Source organism: Paraburkholderia phytofirmans (assembly GCF_046028095.1).
GTDB classification, from domain to species: Bacteria; Pseudomonadota; Gammaproteobacteria; order Burkholderiales; family Burkholderiaceae; genus Paraburkholderia; species Paraburkholderia phytofirmans_A.
This window is the reverse complement of record NZ_JAQQDJ010000004.1, coordinates 1-18,660: the sequence shown is the minus strand read 5'-3', so window position 1 is coordinate 18,660 and position 18,660 is coordinate 1. Positions and strand designations below refer to the sequence as shown.

14 protein-coding genes are annotated in these 18,660 nt (G+C 61.4%); 9 read left to right on the top strand and 5 right to left on the bottom strand.

Annotated features, from left to right (window positions below):
* Nucleotides 1-101 precede the first annotated feature (101 nt).
* Complete coding sequence (locus PQR54_RS12750) at nt 102-3,869, top strand: DUF748 domain-containing protein (protein WP_408246112.1); 3,768 nt, start codon at nt 102-104, stop codon at nt 3,867-3,869.
* A gap of 8 nt (nt 3,870-3,877) precedes the next feature.
* Here the strand turns inward: PQR54_RS12750 and pdxR are convergent, their stop codons facing one another.
* Entirely contained in the window at nt 3,878-5,425 is a 1,548-nt protein-coding gene (gene pdxR / locus PQR54_RS12745) for a MocR-like pyridoxine biosynthesis transcription factor PdxR (RefSeq protein ID WP_408246110.1), read from the bottom strand.
* A 129-nt stretch (nt 5,426-5,554) separates the two neighbouring features.
* On the opposite strand from pdxR, the gene PQR54_RS12740 reads away from it, so the two are divergent.
* The 8 genes from PQR54_RS12740 to PQR54_RS12705 all read left to right on the top strand — a co-directional run bounded on the left by PQR54_RS12740 (nt 5,555) and on the right by PQR54_RS12705 (nt 13,547).
* On the top strand, nt 5,555-6,652 hold the full coding sequence (locus PQR54_RS12740) for an ABC transporter ATP-binding protein (RefSeq protein WP_121309615.1): 1,098 nt from the start codon (nt 5,555-5,557) through the stop codon (nt 6,650-6,652).
* A 108-nt stretch (nt 6,653-6,760) separates the two neighbouring features.
* On the top strand, nt 6,761-7,810 hold the full coding sequence (locus PQR54_RS12735; RefSeq protein ID WP_408246107.1) for an ABC transporter substrate-binding protein: 1,050 nt from the start codon (nt 6,761-6,763) through the stop codon (nt 7,808-7,810).
* 119 nt (nt 7,811-7,929) lie between these two features.
* Complete coding sequence (locus tag PQR54_RS12730) at nt 7,930-9,207, top strand: ABC transporter permease (RefSeq protein ID WP_408246105.1); 1,278 nt, start codon at nt 7,930-7,932, stop codon at nt 9,205-9,207.
* Between the two features lie 15 nt (nt 9,208-9,222).
* Nucleotides 9,223-10,062 carry an ABC transporter permease gene (locus PQR54_RS12725; protein ID WP_408246103.1) on the top strand — a complete coding sequence of 280 codons (840 nt, stop codon included), beginning with the start codon at nt 9,223-9,225 and terminating at the stop codon, nt 10,060-10,062.
* Nucleotides 10,063-10,213: 151 nt separating this feature from the next.
* Entirely contained in the window at nt 10,214-11,305 is a 1,092-nt protein-coding gene (locus tag PQR54_RS12720) for an OmpA family protein (RefSeq protein ID WP_408246101.1), read from the top strand.
* A gap of 112 nt (nt 11,306-11,417) precedes the next feature.
* Nucleotides 11,418-12,053, top strand: coding sequence for a response regulator (locus PQR54_RS12715; RefSeq protein WP_408246099.1), 636 nt, complete (start codon nt 11,418-11,420; stop codon nt 12,051-12,053).
* A gap of 10 nt (nt 12,054-12,063) precedes the next feature.
* Entirely contained in the window at nt 12,064-12,477 is a 414-nt protein-coding gene (locus tag PQR54_RS12710) for an Hpt domain-containing protein (protein ID WP_408246097.1), read from the top strand.
* Nucleotides 12,474-13,547: a hypothetical protein gene (locus tag PQR54_RS12705; RefSeq protein WP_408246095.1), complete on the top strand. Its 1,074-nt coding sequence runs from the start codon at nt 12,474-12,476 to the stop codon at nt 13,545-13,547. Before PQR54_RS12710 ends, PQR54_RS12705 begins: the two co-directional genes overlap by 4 nt.
* A 111-nt stretch (nt 13,548-13,658) precedes the next feature.
* Here PQR54_RS12705 and acnA read toward each other — a convergent pair whose 3' ends face one another.
* From acnA to PQR54_RS12685, 4 genes are all read right to left on the bottom strand, one after another.
* Nucleotides 13,659-16,376, bottom strand: a complete 2,718-nt coding sequence (gene acnA / locus PQR54_RS12700; protein ID WP_408246093.1) for an aconitate hydratase AcnA — start codon at nt 16,374-16,376, stop codon at nt 13,659-13,661.
* Between the two features lie 40 nt (nt 16,377-16,416).
* Complete coding sequence (locus tag PQR54_RS12695) at nt 16,417-17,868, bottom strand: bifunctional 2-methylcitrate dehydratase/aconitate hydratase (RefSeq protein WP_408246091.1); 1,452 nt, start codon at nt 17,866-17,868, stop codon at nt 16,417-16,419.
* A 25-nt stretch (nt 17,869-17,893) separates the two neighbouring features.
* Nucleotides 17,894-18,400 carry a hypothetical protein gene (locus tag PQR54_RS12690; RefSeq protein ID WP_408246089.1) on the bottom strand — a complete coding sequence of 169 codons (507 nt, stop codon included), beginning with the start codon at nt 18,398-18,400 and terminating at the stop codon, nt 17,894-17,896.
* 103 nt (nt 18,401-18,503) lie between these two features.
* On the bottom strand, nt 18,504-18,660 hold a 157-nt coding region (locus tag PQR54_RS12685), incomplete at its 5' end, for a citrate/2-methylcitrate synthase (protein WP_408247144.1).

The window sequence follows — 18,660 nt, the reverse complement described above, 5'->3', positions numbered from 1 at the left end:
GCCTTACATTTATATCCCACGAAAGATTCACGACTTATACTGCCGCTTGCGGGATTTTCGTTTTCGCGGCGGGCTTGCCGCCGCACTACCCAAGACCGAGCATGGCAAGCCTCAATAAAGCATCGTTAGCCTCGTCCATGCAGACCGTGCGCGATGTCGCGCAGTCACGCCGCACCCGGCGTGTCATCACCGGTCTGCTGATCTTCGTTGTACTGTTTGGTCTGCTGGGCTTCTTCGCGGCGCCGCCGCTGATTCGCCACATTGCCGAGCAACAGCTCAGCAAACAACTCGACCGTCCCGCCACCATCGGCCGCATTGCGCTCAATCCGTACACGCTCAAGCTCGAAGCCGATCGCGTACATATCGGCGAGCGCGGCGGCTCGGGCGACTTCGTGGATATCTCGCGGCTCATCGTGCAGCCGTCGTGGAGTTCGCTGTTTCGCGCGGCGCCGATCATCGACGAAGTGCAGCTCGATTCGCCGCGCTTTCATATCGTTCGCTACGATGCGCAGCGCTTCAATTTCACCGACCTGATCGAGAAATTCTCGAAGCAGCCGGCCAAGCCCGATAGCAAACCCACGTTGTTCTCCGTGTCGAACATCAGGCTCGAAAACGGCCAGATCACGTTCGACGACAAACTCCTCGGCGCAACGCATGTGATCGATCAATGGAAGCTCGGCATTCCGTTCATCGCCACGCTGCCGTCGAAAACCGATATTTTCGTCGAGCCTTTGCTGCGTGCGCGGATCGACGGCAGTCCGCTTGCTATCGACGGCAGGACCAAGCCGTTTGCCGCGTCGCGCGAGTCGGAAGTGTCGTTGCGTTTCGACGGGCTCGATGTGCCGCGTCTCATTTCCTATGTGCCGACCAAACTGCCGGTGATCGTGCAGTCCGGCAAACTGTCCACCGATCTCAAGCTCAACTTCGTGGTCTCCAACGACGCGCCTTCGCTGCGCGTGGCGGGCACCGTCGATATGAACGACGTGGACGTGCAGGATCAGAGCAAGGCGCCGTTCTTCGCGGCGCGCGCGCTGCATGTGGCCGCCGCCACGCTCGAGCCGTTGAAGAGTCTCTATCACTTCGACGAGATCCGCATCGACGCGCCGACCGCCAATCTCGCACGCGATAAGGATGGCGTGGTGAGCGTCGAAAAGATGTTCGCGCCCGCGCCCGTTTCTGCATCTGAAGCCGCAGCGGCGCGATCGGCCGCGAGCGCGCCGCTTGCCGCATCCGGTTCTAGTGCTGCGGAAAAAACGGCGCCGCCGCTGGATCTGTCGATCAAACGCTTCCTGCTCAGTGACGGCACCGTCAATGTCCACGACAACGCCGCCTCGCGGCCCGTCGACGTCGGCCTGCAAAAGCTGGCCATGACACTGACCGATTTCTCGACGCTCGCCACCGCGCCCGCGCATTACACGCTGAACACCGATTTCAAGAACGCGGGCGGCTCGCTCGGCGTGGCCGGCGCGTTCGGCCTCGTCGCGAAGACGGCGAGCGCGAAGATCGATGTGAAGTCGTTGAAGCTGCCGCTGTTGCAGCCGTATATCGACACCGCGACCGTCGCGCAGATCACGGATGGCGCGTTGTCCGCCACCGCCAACGTCGGCGCGAACTGGTCGAAGTCGCCGGTGGCGGTGATGGTCACCGACTCGCAACTGAACCTGCAATCGTTGAAAGTCGCGGCGCGCGACAGCAAGGACCCGTTGATCTCGCTCGCGCAAGGTAGCGTGAAAATCAAGCAGGTGGATGTGGCGGCGCGCAACGCCGAGATTGCCAGCGTCGACACAACAGGTCTCGCGGTCGATGCGCAGCGTCTGAAGGACGGCAGCATCAACCTCGCCGCGCTTGCCGGCCAGCACGAAGCCGCGCCGCAGCGCACCGCGATTCACGCGGTCAAGAAGGCGCAGGCGGAAGGCCCCGCGTGGCACTACAAGATCGGCGAGTTGAACCTGAAGGACGCCACCGCCAATTTCACCGACAACACCACGCCGCAGCCGGTGAAACTGAACATCACGCCGCTGCAACTGAAAGTGCAGAACGTCAGTGACGACCTCAGCCGTCCGTTGCCGATCGATTTGCAGGCGACGCTGAACAGGAAGGGCACGCTCGGCGTAAAGGGCGACGTCACGGCGACGCCGCTCAAGGTGGCCGTCAAGGTGAACGCCAACCGGCTCGACGCGGCGGCCTTCGAACCGTACTTCGGCAGCAAGCTGAATGCGGTGGTCGCGAGCGCGCTGCTCAATGCGAACGGCGACCTGACGCTGAATCAGGCGAAGTCGCTGAAAGCCAATTATCACGGCGACCTGGCGCTCGTCGAAGTCCGCATGCTCGACAAGGCGACTTCGGACCCATTCGCGGGATGGGGTTCGCTTGCATTGTCGAACCTGAAGGCCGATTACGACGAGCACGGCACGGTGGTCGACGCGGGCCGCGTCACGTTCACCAAGTTCTATGGACGCGTGCTGCTCGACGCGCAGGGCAAGCTCAACCTGAAGGACGTGGTCGCGCACGAAACCGGCGCCGCGCAATCGCTGACGCGCGACAAGAGCGGGGCCGAGCCGGTGCCGTTGACGCCGCAACCGGCATCGGCGGTGGCGGCTGCGCCTGCGCCTGCGCCTGCGCCGGCTTCATCGTCGGCGCCGCCCGCTACGGTCACCGCTGCGACTCCGCCGTCAAGCCCGGTCAAGCTCCACTTCGGCCAACTGGTGCTGCAACAGGGCCGCGTGACGTACACCGACAACTTCATCAAGCCGAATTTCACGGCGAACCTGGTCAACATTCAGGGCACGGTCGGCGCATTCGGCACGCAGTCCACCACGTCCGCGCCGGTCGACGTCGCCGCTAAACTGGCGGCCAATGGCCCGCTGTCGATTCGCGGCACGGTCAATCCGCTGATTGCGAAACCGGCGCTCGATCTGACGGCGGTCGCGCACGATATCGAGCTGACCAACCTCACGCCGTATTCGGCGAAATATGCCGGCTATCCGATCACGAAGGGCAAGCTGAACGTCGATCTGCATTACAAGCTGGCGAACGATCAGCTCGACGCGAACAACCACATCTTCATCGACCAGCTCACGTTCGGCGATCACGTCGATAACGATACGGCGACCAAGCTGCCCGTGCGTCTCGCGATCTCGCTGCTGAAAAACTCGCGCGGCGAAATCGACGTGAACCTGCCGGTGTCGGGTTCGCTGTCGAATCCCGAGTTCAGTATTGGCGGCCTGATCTGGCACGCCGTGCTCAATCTGCTGCAGAAGGCGGTGACCGCGCCATTCTCGTTGATCGCCAACGCATTCGGCGGCAAGGGCGAGGAGTTGGGCTACGTCGAGTTCGAACCCGGCTCGGCGAAACTCACGGACGCTGACAACCAGAAACTCGACACGATCGTGAAGGCACTGTCCGACAAACCGTCGATCCGTATGGATTTGATCGGCCGCGTCGATCCGGCTGTCGACGAACCTGCGTTGCGCACCGGCTATGTGGATCGCCTGGTCAAGCAGCAGAAGATCAAGGACGTGGTGGGCAACGGCGAGAGCGTCGATCTGTCGACCGTCACCGTCGACCCGAAGGACTACGACAAGTATCTGAGCAAGGCCTACAAGTCGGCAGACTTCAAGAAGCCGCGCAATATTGTCGGCCTGACCAAGAGCCTGCCGGACGACGAGATGAAGAGCGCGCTCGCGGCCAACGCGCCGATCGACGACGCCAGCCTGCGGCAACTCGCGCAACAAAGGGCGCAGAGCGTGCAGCAGTATCTGGACGGCAAGATCGACAGCAGCCGCGTGTTTATCGTCGCGCCGAAGCTGAATGCCGACGGCATCAACGACAAGGGCGCGACGACGCGGGTCGACTTTGGTTTGAAGTGAGCACGTGCTCAAGCGGCGCGCGTCGGCGCCTTCAACGCGGTTTGCTCGATCACGCGCGCGAGCGTGTCGAACGCGGGACCGATCTTGTCGTTCGGCACGCATGCATAGCCGAGCAGCAGTCCGCGGCGCGCGGGCGTATCGCTGCTGTAATAGCTCGCGAGCGGGCGCACGATCACGCCGGCGTCGTAAGCGGCGGCCGTCACCGCGCGATCATTCGCGTGATCCGGCAAGCCGAGCACCAGATGCAGGCCGGCCTCGTCGCCCATCACCGGCAATTCGCTGCCGAAGCGTGCGGTGATCGCATCGATCAGAATCTGCCGCCGCTCACCGTATAGCGCGCGCATGCGCCGAACGTGCGACGTGAGATGGCCGTCCATGATGAAGTCGGTCATCACCGCCTGCTGCATCAACTGACCCTCGCGATACAGCTCGGCCACGCCCGTGCGAAACGTGTCCACCAGATGCTCCGGCGCGATCATGTAGCCGATCCGCAGGCCCGGAAACAGCATCTTCCCCAGACTGCCGACATAGATCACCTGGCCGGCTTCGTCGAGTCCTTGCAGCGACGCGAGCGGACGGCTGCCGTAGCGGAACTCGCTGTCGTAGTCGTCCTCGATGATCCACACGTTGTGCTGGCGCGCATATTCGAGCAGCGTGCGGCGGCGCGCGAGGCTCATCACCATGCCGAGCGGATACTGATGCGACGGCGTGACGAGCGCGAGCCGCGGCGGCTGTTGCAAGTCCTGCTCGCGCGGATTGAGGCCTTCGTCATCCACCGGCACCGGCACGAGGGTAATCCCCGATGACTGCAGCACGCTGCGTGCGCCCCAGTAACAAGGTTCTTCCACCCACGCTCGGTCGCCGACATCGGTCAACAGGCGCACCGCCAGATCGATCGACTGATGAATGCCCGTGGTGATGATGATCTGATCCGGCGTGCAATTCACCGAGCGCGCCACGCGCAGGTAATCCGACAAGGCGCGCCGCAACGGCCGGTAGCCGCCGCCGGGCGCGTAAGTGAGCAGATCGGGATTGGCTTCCTTCCACAAGCGCGCCTGCAAGCGGCTCCATATGCGCGCCGGAAATTCCGCGACGTCGGGCACGCCCGGCATGAACGCGCCCCACTGTTTGGCGGACACGCCGGCTTTGTCGATGAGACGCCGTCCGCGAGTCGACAGGTCGCCCAGATCGCGTTTCGGCGGCTTGGTGGTTTCCCTGGCCGTGCTGTCTTCTTTGTCGACGCCCGTCACCGCCGGCTTCCTGCGCATGTTCACGGCCGCCGTGTCCGGGCGTGTGTCGGCGACATAGGTGCCGCTGCCGGTGGTCGAGATCACATAGCCTTCGGCGGTCAACTGGTCGTAGACGTGCAGCACCGTGTTGCGCGCAATGCCGAGGTCTTCGGCGAGCGTGCGCGAGCTGGGCAGCTTGGTGCCCGGCGGCAGCTGGCCGGTCAGGATCGCCTGCTGCATGAGCCGCAAGGTCTGCCGGTAGACCGGTTCGGCGGCCGTGCGGTCGAGCCGCGCGGCGAGCCAATCCGACAAGATCACGGTGTCCAAGTGGTTCTATCCGGAATAATGAAATGGTTCCATATTGTAGAACCGTAACGGTCTATAGTGAGCCACGCAATTGATGCAATCCCGCTGCCTTGCACGGGAGCCAGTCGGACCGCAGAGGAGACTTGGACGATGAAAACCGAAGACGTGATCGTCAGCTTTCGAGGTGTTCGCAAGACCTACGACGGCGAAACGCTGGTCGTCAAACAGCTCGATCTGGATATCTATCAGGGCGAATTCCTGACGCTGCTCGGGCCGTCCGGTTCGGGCAAGACCACCTGTCTGATGATGCTGGCGGGTTTCGAATTTCCCACCGGCGGCGAAATCTGGCTGGATGGCACGCTGCTCAATACCGTGCCGCCGCATAAGCGCAACATCGGCATGGTGTTTCAGAACTACGCGCTGTTCCCGCATCTGACGGTAGAGCAGAACGTCGCGTATCCGCTGACCGTGCGCAAGATTTCCGCTGAGGAGCGCGCGCATCGCACGAATAACGCGCTCAAGATGGTGCGCATGGAGAGCTTTGCGAAGCGCTATCCGGCGCAGCTTTCCGGCGGCCAACAGCAGCGTATCGCGCTTGCCCGCGCGCTGGTGTTCGAGCCGAAACTCGTGTTGATGGACGAGCCGCTCGGCGCGCTGGATAAACAGTTGCGCGAACACATGCAGTACGAACTTAAATCACTGCACGAGAAACTCGGCGTCACGTTCGTGTATGTCACGCACGATCAGGGCGAAGCGCTGACCATGTCCGATCGCGTCGCCGTATTCGATAAAGGCATCGTGCAGCAACTCGATACCGTGGATCGTCTGTACGAATCGCCGTGCAATGAGTTCGTGGCGAATTTCATCGGCGACAGCAACAAGCTGCGCGGCACGATCGCGAACGTCGACGGTGAGTATTGCGAATTTCATCTGATCGACGGCACGCGACTTACCGGCCGCAATATCGGTGGCGCGCGAGCGGGCACGCCCGCGGTTGCGTGCATCCGGCCCGAGCGCATGAAGCTCGCCAACGGGTCGTCACGTCCGGGCGCCAATGCGCTGGCCGGTGAAGCGCGCGGGCTGATCTATTTCGGCGACCACGTGCGCATGCGGTGCGGTCTGCCGCAACAGGACGAGTGCTTCGTGAAGGTGCCGCTCGGCACCGGCGTGCTCGACACCTTCGCGCCCGGCGCACCGGTCGCACTCGAATTCGCACCCGAGCATCTGCGGGTTTTCGCAGGGGCGTGAACGCGTCGAATACGCAATGTGTTCAACGCAGGCAGAGCAGGTCAGGCAGCACATAACAAAGTCGCACTGAACGTACTGAAGCACACCACCAAAGGAGAGCAACACACCATGAGCAAGATCGGGAAATCGCGCTGCGCCATCGCTGTCGGTGCTGTAGCGCTCGCGCTGGGCGCCGCGCAAGTCAATGCAGCGGAATTGACGGTCGTCAATTTCGGCGGCGCGAATGGCGACGCGCAAAAGGTTGCATTCAACCAGCCGTTCGAGAAAGAGACCAGCAATAAAGTCACCGCCGTCGAATACAACGGCGAGCAGGCCAAAGTAAAAGCGATGGTCGAAGCCAAGCATGTGAACTGGGATGTGGTGGAAGTCGAATCGGGCGATATCGGCCGTGGTTGCGATGAAGGGCTGTACGAGAAACTCGACTGGTCGAAGATCGGCAAGAAGTCGGATCTGATTCCCGAAGCACCGCAAACTTGCGGCGTGGGCTTCTTCGTGTGGTCGACGGCGCTCGCGTATAACGCCGACAAGCTGAAAACGGCGCCGGCCGGCTGGGCCGATTTCTGGGACGTCAAGAAATTCCCCGGCAAGCGCGCGATGCGCAAGGGCGCGCGCTACAACCTCGAATTCGCGTTGATGGCCGACGGCGTGCCGCCGAAGGACGTCTACAAGGTGCTGGCCACGAAAGAAGGCCAGGACCGCGCGTTCAAGAAGCTCGACGAGCTGAAGCCGAACATCCAGTGGTGGGAAGCGGGCGCGCAGCCGCCGCAATTCCTCGTCGCGGGCGACGTAGTGATGTCCACCGCGTATAACGGCCGGATCGACGCCGCGCAGAAGGAGGGCAAGAACCTGAAGGTGGTGTGGAACGGCAGCATCTACGACCTCGACTACTGGGCGATTCCGAAGGGCACGCCGAATAAGGCGCTGGCCGAGAAGTACATCGCTTATTCGCTTGGTTCGAAGCCGCAGCAGGACTACGCGCACCACATTGCGTACGGTCCGGTGAATGTGGCGGCGATCAAGGCGCTCGATCCGAAGACGCTTGCGAATCTGCCGAACTCGCCGGCTAATGGAAAGAACGCGGTGCTGCAGAACCTCGCGTTCTGGACGGATCATGGCGATGAACTGGAGCAGCGTTTTTCGTCGTGGGCTTCGAAGTAATGAGTGGTGTGTGAGAGGGCGTGGTGGGTTGAGTGAAGCCGCGCCTTCTACACGTGAAATGACGCGCGCGCATTTCGTATGGATGTGCGCGCGGTTCCAACGTAGAGCTGGAGACAGGTGTGACTACGATGACGATCGCTGCCGATTCGACGCCTGAATCAAGTGGCCGACTCAAGCGCGAGTTGAAGGCCGCGGAAGCCAGAAAGCGCGCGATGGCGCTGCTGCTGATCGCGCCGCTCGCGATTTTTCTGCTGCTGATATTCGTCGTGCCGATCGGCGCGCTTCTCACGCGTGCCGCGCAAAATCCCGAGGTCGTCAACGCGCTGCCGCATACGCTGGCCTCATTGAGCGCGTGGGATCGCAAGACGCCGCCACCGGATACCGCCTACGCCGCGCTGGCTGTCGACCTCGCCGCGATCGCCGACAGCGACGGCATGGGCGCACTCGCGCGACGCCTGAACGTGGAGATTCCGGGCTACCGTTCGCTGGTCGCCAAGTCAGCACGCGCCATGCCGTTCGTCGACGACAACAGCAAGCCATTGCAATTGACGCCCGCTCAGATCCACGCGAAATTCGCCGAACTGGACGAGCGCTGGAACGACATCGCGTACTGGCAAGCCATTGCGAAAAATTCCGGCGCGTATTCACCGTTTTATCTGCTCGCTTCGCTGGATCACAAACAGGACGCGTTCGGCCACATCATTCCGACCGATCCGGATCAACAGATCTACCTCGCCGTATTCAGCCGCACCTTCGTGATCGGCGCAGCGGTGACGTTCTTCGCGTTGTTGCTCGGCTATCCGCTCGCTTACTGGATTTCGACGCTGTCCGAGCGCCGCGCGAATCTCGTGATGATTCTCGTGCTGATTCCGTTCTGGACCTCGATCCTCGTGCGCGTTGCCGCATGGATCGTGATTTTGCAAAGCGAAGGGCTGGTGAACAAGGCGCTGATCGGCAGCGGTCTGTTGCACGATCCGCTGGCGCTGCTGTTCAACCGCACCGGCGTCTACATTTCGATGACGCACATTCTGCTGCCGTTCATGATCCTGCCGCTCTATAGCGTGATGAAGTCGATTCCGCCGACTTATCAGCGCGCCGCGATCTCTCTGGGCAGCCATCCGTTCGCCGCGTTCTGGCGCGTGTATGTACCGCAGACCTATCCGGGCATCGGCGCGGGCGCATTGCTGGTGTTCATTCTGGCGATCGGCTACTACATCACGCCGGCCTTGCTCGGCGGACCGAACGATCAGATGGTCAGCTACTACGTCGCGTACTTCACCAACGTGACGATCAACTGGGGCATGGCGTGCGCGCTCGGCGGTCTGCTGCTCGCCGCGACGCTCGTGCTGTACGTCATTTACGGGCGCTTCACGCGCTCGTCACTGAGCCTCGGCTGAACGGAGTCTATTGCGATGAAACTTGCCAAGCCTTTGTTCGCGCCGCATACGTCTATCGTCGAACGCGTGTGGTATTTCGCGTTGCGTGCGCTGGCCGTGCTCACGCTGCTGTATCTCATCTTGCCGGTGCTGGCGATCGTGCCGCTGTCGTTTTCGTCGAGCACGTTTCTGGTGTATCCGATTCCGGGCTGGTCGCTGCGGTGGTATCAGAATCTGATCGCATCCGATGAATGGCGCATGGCCGCCAAGAACAGCTTTATCGTCGCGCCGTCGGCGACTGTGGTTGCAACCGTGCTCGGCACGTTGGCGGCAATCGGCCTGACCAAGGCGAACTTCCGTGGCAAAGGGCTGCTCATGGCGATCCTGATTTCGCCGATGATCGTGCCGGTAGTGGTGGTCGGTGTCGGCATGTATCTGTTCTTCGCGCCGCTCGGGTTGGCCAATACCTACATCGGCCTGATTCTCGCGCATGCGTCGCTCGGCGTGCCCTTTGTCGTGACGACGGTGGCCGCGACGTTGCAGGGTTTCAACTACAACCTGGTGCGGGCAAGTCTGTCGCTGGGCGCGAATCCGGTGAAGACGTTCTTTCGCATCACGTTGCCGGTGATCGCGCCAGGCGTGATTTCAGGCGCGCTGTTCGCTTTTGCGACTTCATTCGATGAAGTCGTCGTCACCTTGTTCCTGGCGGGCGCGGATCAGACTACGTTGCCCCGACAGATGTTTACCGGCATTCGCGAAAATATCAGCCCGACCATCGCCGCGCTGGCGACAATTCTGATTGTTTTTTCCACTAGCCTTTTATTGGCGCTTGAATGGCTGCGTGGGAGAAATGCAGCGCGAGCAGTTAAGGCTTGAGATTCGATTAAGCTTGCAAGAGCCTTTCATTTAAAACGCATAATAATCAATGAGCTTTTTATTAATCTAAGACTGCTCCCATTCCCGATGCATCGGCGGCTCTTCATACTCGTAGCCCTCAATAAGAAGATGCGCTCGACGCAGGGTATTAATGAAACACCAGCTCACGGTGCTAGTGTGCGCGTTGGCCATGACGGCTTGCGCAAACCACGCCGCGCGAGACCGGCTCGGCATTGAAGACGCCACCTTGCTGCATAGCGGCTTCGGCGTCACACAAGACGAAGCTGCGGGCGCGGCCAACTCACAATGGATCAGCACTTACGCGCCGGCGGTAAGCAGCAGCACGGCGTTGGCACTTCTGCAGACGCGGCTCGACCGTCTGCCCGGCGATCAGACCGGCTATTTTCACGCCAAGGCACAATGCTGGATCAATGCCGCTAAACAGGCGCGGCAAGCTAACGACCACTGGGGCTTCGTCGAAGAAGCGATCGGCCAGGCGGCCATGATCACGATGAGCTTGGAGAACGGTGCGCCGTTATCCGCCGTCAATCCGGCGCTGCGCACGGTGTCCACGGTGCGACCAGATCTGTGGAAGATCGTTAGCGCCATCAAATCAGATCCCACGATTGCCCAATGTCCGCAGGCACAGCCGCCGCTTGCTTGTGCCGAAGTCGAACTGATGCAGGCCGGCCACGACGCGTGGCGGCGCAGTTTCTCCGACGCCGAGCGACGCTTGCCTGATGTGCAGGACAAGTTGCGTCAGTCGGCGGAAACGGCGCTGCAATGCAAGCAGAAGATGCTAATGCCGGTATCCGCGCCGGCGCCAGTCAGTGCGCCTGTGACCGTCTCTGCTGCGAATTCGCCGCGAAAAATCACTCTGAAGGCCGACTCCCTTTTCCGCTTCAACGGCGGCGACGATGCCGCGTTATTGCCCGCCGGCAAACGACAGTTGAACGAAGTGGCAATTCGTTTGAAGAAGATGCCCCTGATGCGTGAGCTGAAGATCACCGGCTACGCTGATCGCCTCGGCGACAAGTCGTACAACCAGGGTTTGTCGATGCAGCGAGCGCGGACTGTCGAGCTGTATCTACAGTCGCGGGGTGTGAGTTTGCCGGTGACCGCACAGGGCAGGGGCAGTGCGAATCCGCTGGTGACCTGCCGGCAAACGCAGCGAGATGCGTTGCTGCGATGCCTCGCGCCGAATCGACGCGTCGAGATCGAACTTGTCGCGGCGGGCTCGTAGTGCTTTTGGATCGAGAGCTAGCAACCATGCCGCGCACATCGATGCGTCTTCGAGTTTGAGACACGCAGCGACCAACGTCGCAAAGCCTGTGTATTCAGAAGGATAAAGAAAAATGTCAACTATTCTGGTTATCGACGACCATCCTGCGTTTCGCATGGTCATCAAAATGCAACTCGTGCAATTGCTTGGCGTTGAAGATGTGGTCGAGGCCGATAACGGCCAGGCCGCCGTCGAGATGGCGCGGATACACACTCCTGAGCTCGCCATACTGGATCTCGATATCCCGCGCATCAGTGGACTCGATGTGATTCCGCGGCTCAAGCTCGTTCATCCGCAGATCCGCTTGATGGTCTTGTCGGGACAAGATCCGGCCACGTTCGCGCCGCGCGCGATGCGCTCGGGTGTCCATGGTTTCGTCGGCAAGTCGCAGGAGATGAAGGAGATCATGCGCGGCGTCGAGGCGGTGCTCGCCGGCTACACCGTGTTCCCGGTGACGACCCACGGCGGCGGCATCGCGCTCGCCGACGGTCGGGGAGGCGAGGAGGCGAGAATCGGGTTGCTGTCGGATAAGGAACTTGTGATTTTGCAGATGCTTTCGAAAGGCATGTCGAACAAGGCGATAGGGGGCGCCTTGTTTATCAGCGACAAAACCGTCAGTACATACAAGAGCCGTATCCAGGAGAAACTCGGCCTCACGTCGTTGGCAGGACTCATCGAGTTCGCGACGTTGCACCGGTTGGTCGAGTAGGTTGCGGACTATGAATATGCTGAGCTTGTCGCCTCTTTTCAGCAGCGTCGCGCAGTCATCGGACAGCTTATCAAGCGCTCCTCTTGAGCCCTTTGAAATTCGTTACCTGGACGCGTTGTCCGAAGAGGGCGTCGACCTTGACGTGTTTCTTAACAACTGGCGTCAAGCAATGAATGAAGACCTTGCGCGCCTCGACGCGTTATCCCGTGAAGGCGACTTCGAACCTTTTCATAGTGTGCTGCATCGCCTGAGCGGAGCAGTGGCGCTCGTCGGCGCGCACAGTTTGATGGACGCGTTGCGGCGCGCGAGTATGTCGCCGCCGGACCAGGGCGTTGCGGCAATCGACGCGCTAACGGCGCGCGCCAGAAGACTCGTTACGCAACTTGAGGCCACGTCCTGCGCCTTCCGGAGCAGATCGCAATGAACCGACCGCTTGCCTTGATCGAAGGCGATCTGGCGCTGCCGATTCCGCGACCGTTCGATGCCTTGCCGCCGCCTTTCGGTTCGTGGCGTCGTCAGGCGCCGACCGCGGCGCAACGTAAACCGCAACCCGCCGCACCCGGCGTCGCGCAACAGGCGATCCAGAATGCGATGCGGCGTCCGGCGTCAACAGCGAGCCCGGTTCCACCCGGCGCCAGGTTTCTCTTTTTCTACAAGTTGCCGCAGCAACCTGACCATTCGCGACGGTTTGAGGAGCAGTTGGCCGAAGCCCGGTATTACCTTGAGATGGGCGGAGCGCGTCCGAGTTCGACCCGTTCTGATCATGTCCTCGGCGCGGCGATTTTCGCGAGCTGTAGCATCGCGCTGGCCTGGTTGCTGGCCACCTGTACTGCGCATGATGCCGACAGGACGACGGCAGCGGCCAGCGTAGGAACACGATCGGTCGCGTCGACGGACGGCAGTGCAATGGCGATTCATCCACAAGCGCGAGCTAAACCGGCGCAACCATCGGTCGAATTCGCCCAGACGACTGCGCGGAGTGCGCCATTGGCCGCTAGCTCGAGGCCGAAGTCGACGGCTCCCGGCGCTGCTACGCCACCCGACGTGACACTGGGGACGACTGTTCGCCGTGCGTCGCAACCGCAACACGTCGAACACCTCGTGCCGCAGCCAAACGGCCGCGTGTCCATACGGCACACAGTGCCGACCGAACTCGCAAAGGCCCATTACCAGACTCCAGCCGCACGCCTCAGCAAACCGCAAGTCGACAAACGCCTCGCACTCAGCCGCACGACCAATCCAACCATGCAGCCCTCCGCGTCGAAACAGCCCGAACGGACCGAATGGACTGAGCAGCGCGAGCGCCCCACGTCCGCAACCGACACAGCCGAGCGCGCAGCACTACGCGACTGGGCGGCGCAACAGCGTCGCTCAAACATCACAACGCGCGCCAGCACACCCACGCCGGGCGACACCGACTGGAACGCCCGCATGACCCAGCGCCGCATCACCGACAGCCCGGACGCTTTCCAGACAGGCCGCGCCCAAAAGTAAGCGGCCAAAAAAAAGCCCGACCACCGGTCGGGCTTCAAAGTCAGCTGCGTCCTCCACAGGGCGCAGCTCCTGCAAAACAGCTCGTAGCGACTACTCAGGTAAGCAAATACCTCAAGCAGCCAGCAGCGAACGCAGCACGAACGGCAGAATCCCGCCGTGCTTGTAGTAGTCGACTTCGATCGGCGTGTCGATACGCAGCAGCACCTGCACGCGCTTTTCCTTGCCTTCCTTGTCGCGGATCACCAGCGTCACTTCCTGCTGCGGCTTGAAGTCAGCGCCCAGGCCTTCGATGTCGTACGTTTCTTCACCGGTGATGCCGAGCGATTGCACGCTATCCGAGCCCTTGAACTGCAGCGGCAAAACGCCCATGCCGACCAGGTTCGAACGGTGGATCCGCTCGAAGCTGCGTGCGACCACGACCTTCACGCCCAGCAGTTGCGTGCCCTTCGCAGCCCAGTCACGCGACGAGCCCGTGCCGTACTCTTCGCCCGCGAACACGACGGTCGGGGTGCCGGCATCGATGTACTTCATCGCTGCGTCGTAGATCGACAGTTGTTCGCCGCTCGGCTGGTGAATCGTCAGGCCGCCTTCCACGCGCGTGCCGTCTGCGTTCGTCGGGATCATCAGGTTCTTGATCCGGACGTTCGCGAACGTGCCGCGCATCATCACGTCGTGGTTGCCGCGGCGCGAGCCGTAGCTGTTGAAGTCGGCCTTCTGCACGCCGTTTTCCTTCAGCCACTTGCCTGCCGGCGAGTCTTCCTTGATCGAGCCAGCCGGGCTGATGTGGTCGGTCGTGACCGAGTCACCGAAGATGCCCAGCGCGCGCGCGTCTTTGACGGCGGCGATGCTGTCGGCCGGCGTCATCGAGAAGTCCTTGCCGAAGAACGGCGGCTCAGCGATGTAGGTCGACTTCGGCCAGTCGTAGACTTGACCTTCTTCGCCTTCGATCTTGCTCCACAGGTCGCCTTTCTTGGTCAGCGACGCGTAGTTCTTGCGGAACGCGTCGGCGTCCAGCGCGTACTTGAGCAGCGCGTCGACTTCTTCGCTGGTCGGCCAGATGTCGCCCAGGTAGATGTCCTTGCCGCCCTTGCCCTTGCCGACCGGTTCGGTCATCAGGTCGCGCGTGATGTTGCCGGCGATCGCGTAAGCGACGACCAGCGGCGGCGACGCCAGGAAGTTGGCGCGGATGTTCGGGTGAATACGCGCTTCGAAGTTACGGTTGCCCGACAGGACCGCTGCCGCGACGATGTCGTTCTTCGTGATCGCTTCGTTTAGTTCCGGCGTCAGATCGCCCGCGTTGCCGATACAGGTCGTGCAACCGTAAGCGGCCAGCGTGAAGCCGAGCTTGTCGAGGTACTTCATCAAGTCGGTCTTCGTCAGGTATTCCGTGACGATACGCGATCCCGGCGCAAGCGATGTCTTGATGTGCGGCGCGACCGTCAGGCCGGCTTCGACCGCCTTCTTTGCCAGCAGGCCGGCGGCCAGCAGCACGCTCGGGTTCGAGGTGTTCGTGCACGACGTAATAGCGGCGATCAGGATGTCGCCGTTCTTCACGTCGACGCCATTGCTCGTCGTGTATTGCGCTTCGAGATCTTCCGCCTTCTTCGCGAAGCCATTTTCTGCCACCGGCTTCGAGAACAGGTCGCTGAAGGTCGACTTCACGTGACCGATTTCGATACGGTCTTGCGGGCGCTTCGGACCTGCCAGCGACGGCGTCACCGTGCCGAGATCCAGCGTGACGACCTTGGTGTAGTCGATCTGGCCAGCCTTCGGAATACCGAACAGACCTTGCGCCTTGAAATAGTTTTCGAAGGCGGAGATTTCTGCGTCGGTGCGGCCCGTGCCCTTGAAGTAGTCGATCGTCTTTTCGTCAACCGGGAAGAAGCCCATGGTCGCGCCGTATTCCGGCGCCATGTTGCCGATCGTCGCGCGATCCGGCAGCGACAGCGATTTCGTGCCTTCGCCGAAGAATTCGACGAATTTGCCGACCACCTTTTCTTTACGCAGCAGTTCGGTGACGGTCAGGACCAGGTCGGTCGCCGTCAGGCCTTCGCGCAGCTTGCCCTTCAGTTCGACGCCGACCACGTCCGGCGTCAGGAAATACACCGGCTGGCCGAGCATGCCGGCTTCCGCCTCGATACCGCCCACGCCCCAGCCCACCACGCCGATACCGTTGATCATGGTGGTGTGGCTGTCGGTGCCGACCAGCGAATCCGGGTAGTACACCGTGTCCGCGCCTTCAGCCTTCTTGTGCACGCCGCGTGCGAGGTATTCCAGGTTCACCTGGTGAACGATACCGACGCCCGGCGGCACGACCTTGAACGTGTCGAATGCCTGCATGCCCCACTTCATGAACTGGTAACGCTCGTTGTTGCGCTGGAATTCCAGTTTCATGTTCAGATCGAGCGCGTTCTTTTCGCGGAAGTGATCGATCTGCACCGAGTGATCGACGACCAGATCGACCGGGACCAGCGGTTCGATCGACTTCGGATCCTTGCCCATGTGTTTCGCGACACCGCGCATTGCCGCGATGTCGGCGAGCAGCGGCACGCCGGTAAAGTCTTGCAGCACGACGCGCGACACCACGAACGGGATCTCGTCGACGCGCGCGGCGGTCGGCTTCCAGTTGGCGAGTTGCTCGATGTGTTCTTCGGCGATTTTCTTGCCGTCGTAGTTGCGCAGCACCGATTCCAGCACGATTCGGATCGAAACCGGCAGGCGGTCGATCTTGATGTTCAGCGCCTTGCCGAGTTGCGGCAGGGAGTAGAACTTGCCTTTGCCGGAACCGCTGTCGAATTCCTTGAGCGTTTTGTGGAGGTTGTGGGCCATGGTGTTTTCCTTGGTTTGATCGCGGAACTACAGTACTTGACTAGATGACGTACAGATCGACGTATTCATTGACCGGCATGGCTTCGAGCCTTGCCTGATCCAGCGACACGTCGAGAATCGCCAGTTGTTGCTTGACCGGAAAGCGGCGCGCGAGGTTGGTCTTGAATTTCTCGACCAGCAACGGAATCCCATCTTCGCGACGACGCTTATGACCGATCGGGTATTCGACTACGACCTCGTCGAATGTCGAGCCGTCGTTGAATTCGATTGTCAGTGCATTGGCGATCGAACGCTTCTCCGGATCGTGGTAATCCTGCGTGAACTGCGGGTCTTCTACACATTCCATCTTTGCGCGCAGCACATCGATACGCGGATCCTGCGCGATCGAATCTTCATAGTCCGCGGCCGTCAGGCGGCCGTGGATCAGCGGCACGGCGATCATGTACTGAATGCAATGATCGCGGTCGGCCGGATTGTTCAGCGGACCTTTTTTATCGATGATGCGAATCGCGGCCTCGTGCGTGCGAATCGTGATCTTGCTGATGTCGTCCACGCTCCTTCCCGCGGCGTTGAGTTGCGCATGCAACTTCATCGCGGCTTCCACCGCCGTTTGCGCATGGAATTCTGCCGGAAAAGAAATCTTGAAGAGCACATTTTCCATCACGTACGAACCGTACGGACGCTGGAACTTGAATTCATTGCCCTTGAAGAGCACGTCGTAAAAGCCCCACGTCTTCGCGGTCAACACCGACGGATAGCCCATCTCGCCGGTCTTTGCGATCAGTGCGAGACGCACGGCGCGCGAGGTCGCATCGCCCGCTGCCCACGACTTGCGCGAGCCGGTGTTCGGCGCGTGGCGGTACGTGCGCAGCGCGTGCCCATCGACAAACGCCTGCGACACCGCGTTGATCAGTTCGTCGCGCGTGAGGCCGATCAGTTGGCCGACCACCGCGGTCGATGCCACTTTCACCAGCAATACATGATCGAGCCCGACCTTGTTGAAGGAGTTTTCGAGCGCGATACAGCCTTGAATTTCGTGCGCCTTGATCATGGCGATCAACACGTCTTTCATCGCCAGCGGCGCTTTGCCCGCTGCGATGGCGCCGCGCGAGAGCCAGTCGGCCGTCGCGAGAATCCCGCCGAGGTTATCCGACGGATGCCCCCATTCGGCGGCAAGCCAGGTGTCGTTGAAGTCCAGCCAGCGGATCATGGCGCCGATGTTGAAGGCGGCCTGAACCGGTTCCAACTGGAACGACGTGCCAGGCACCTTCGCGCCGTTGGGGACGATCGTGCCCGGCACGATCGGTCCCATCAGCTTGGTGCAGGCCGGGTAGGTAAGCGCCTCGAGTCCGCAGCCGAGCGTATCGATCAGGCAGTGACGCGCGGTTTCCAGCGCGAGCGTGCTGTCGATCTGATAGTCCAGAACGTAGTCGACGATATCGGCCAGGACTTGGTCCGGGGCGGGTCGCACGTTGGAAATCGGAGCGGACATCGGGGAGCTTTCCTGATGACGAGGATTAGTTGCTGGTCTTGTCGATCGCGTTCGATTGCGTCGGAGCCGGCGCGCCTTGCTGCATCGCTGCCGTCTTGCACTCGTCGGCCAGACGCGAGCTGTCCTTGTCCGAGAACAACATCGCCTTCGTCGGGATCACAACCAGGTCCATGCCGGTTGCGGCGTCGTGGAAGCGGTCTGCGCCCGTGGTGGTCGCTTCGCGCGGCAGATTGTAATTTTTGTTAGCCCAGTGAACCGTGACGATCTGGTCACGCTTCATGTCGCCCTTCAGGTCGAAAGCCAGGCCTTCGTTGCACGACCACTTTTCCGCGCCTTCCGGCACCGGATCGACCTTCGCTTCCTTGGCCGGGTTCGCTTTGCGCTTGATCAGGCGTTTCGGCTGCGGCTTTTTCGGCACAGCCTTGGCAGCCGGCTTCGTGGTGGTCGCCGTTTGCGCGGCGGCGTCAGTCGCGACGGACAGCATCGTCGTGGACAGGGCGCCAATCACGGCGGCGATCATCAGCTTTTTCATGGAGAAAACCTTTATATCTAGTTTCAGTTAAACATTCCGCGGGCTACCGGTCCTGGCGACCGCGTGGTTGAACTGCACGCGCTTTGAAAGCGCACAGCGACCGCTATTTTCTCCTATTTAGCGGCAGGTACTTCAAATTCTCGGGTCCGGTGTAGTTCGCGCTCGGACGGATGATCTTGTTGTCGATGCGCTGCTCGATGATGTGCGCGCTCCAGCCGGCCGTGCGCGAGATCACGAAGAGCGGCGTGAACATCGCCGTG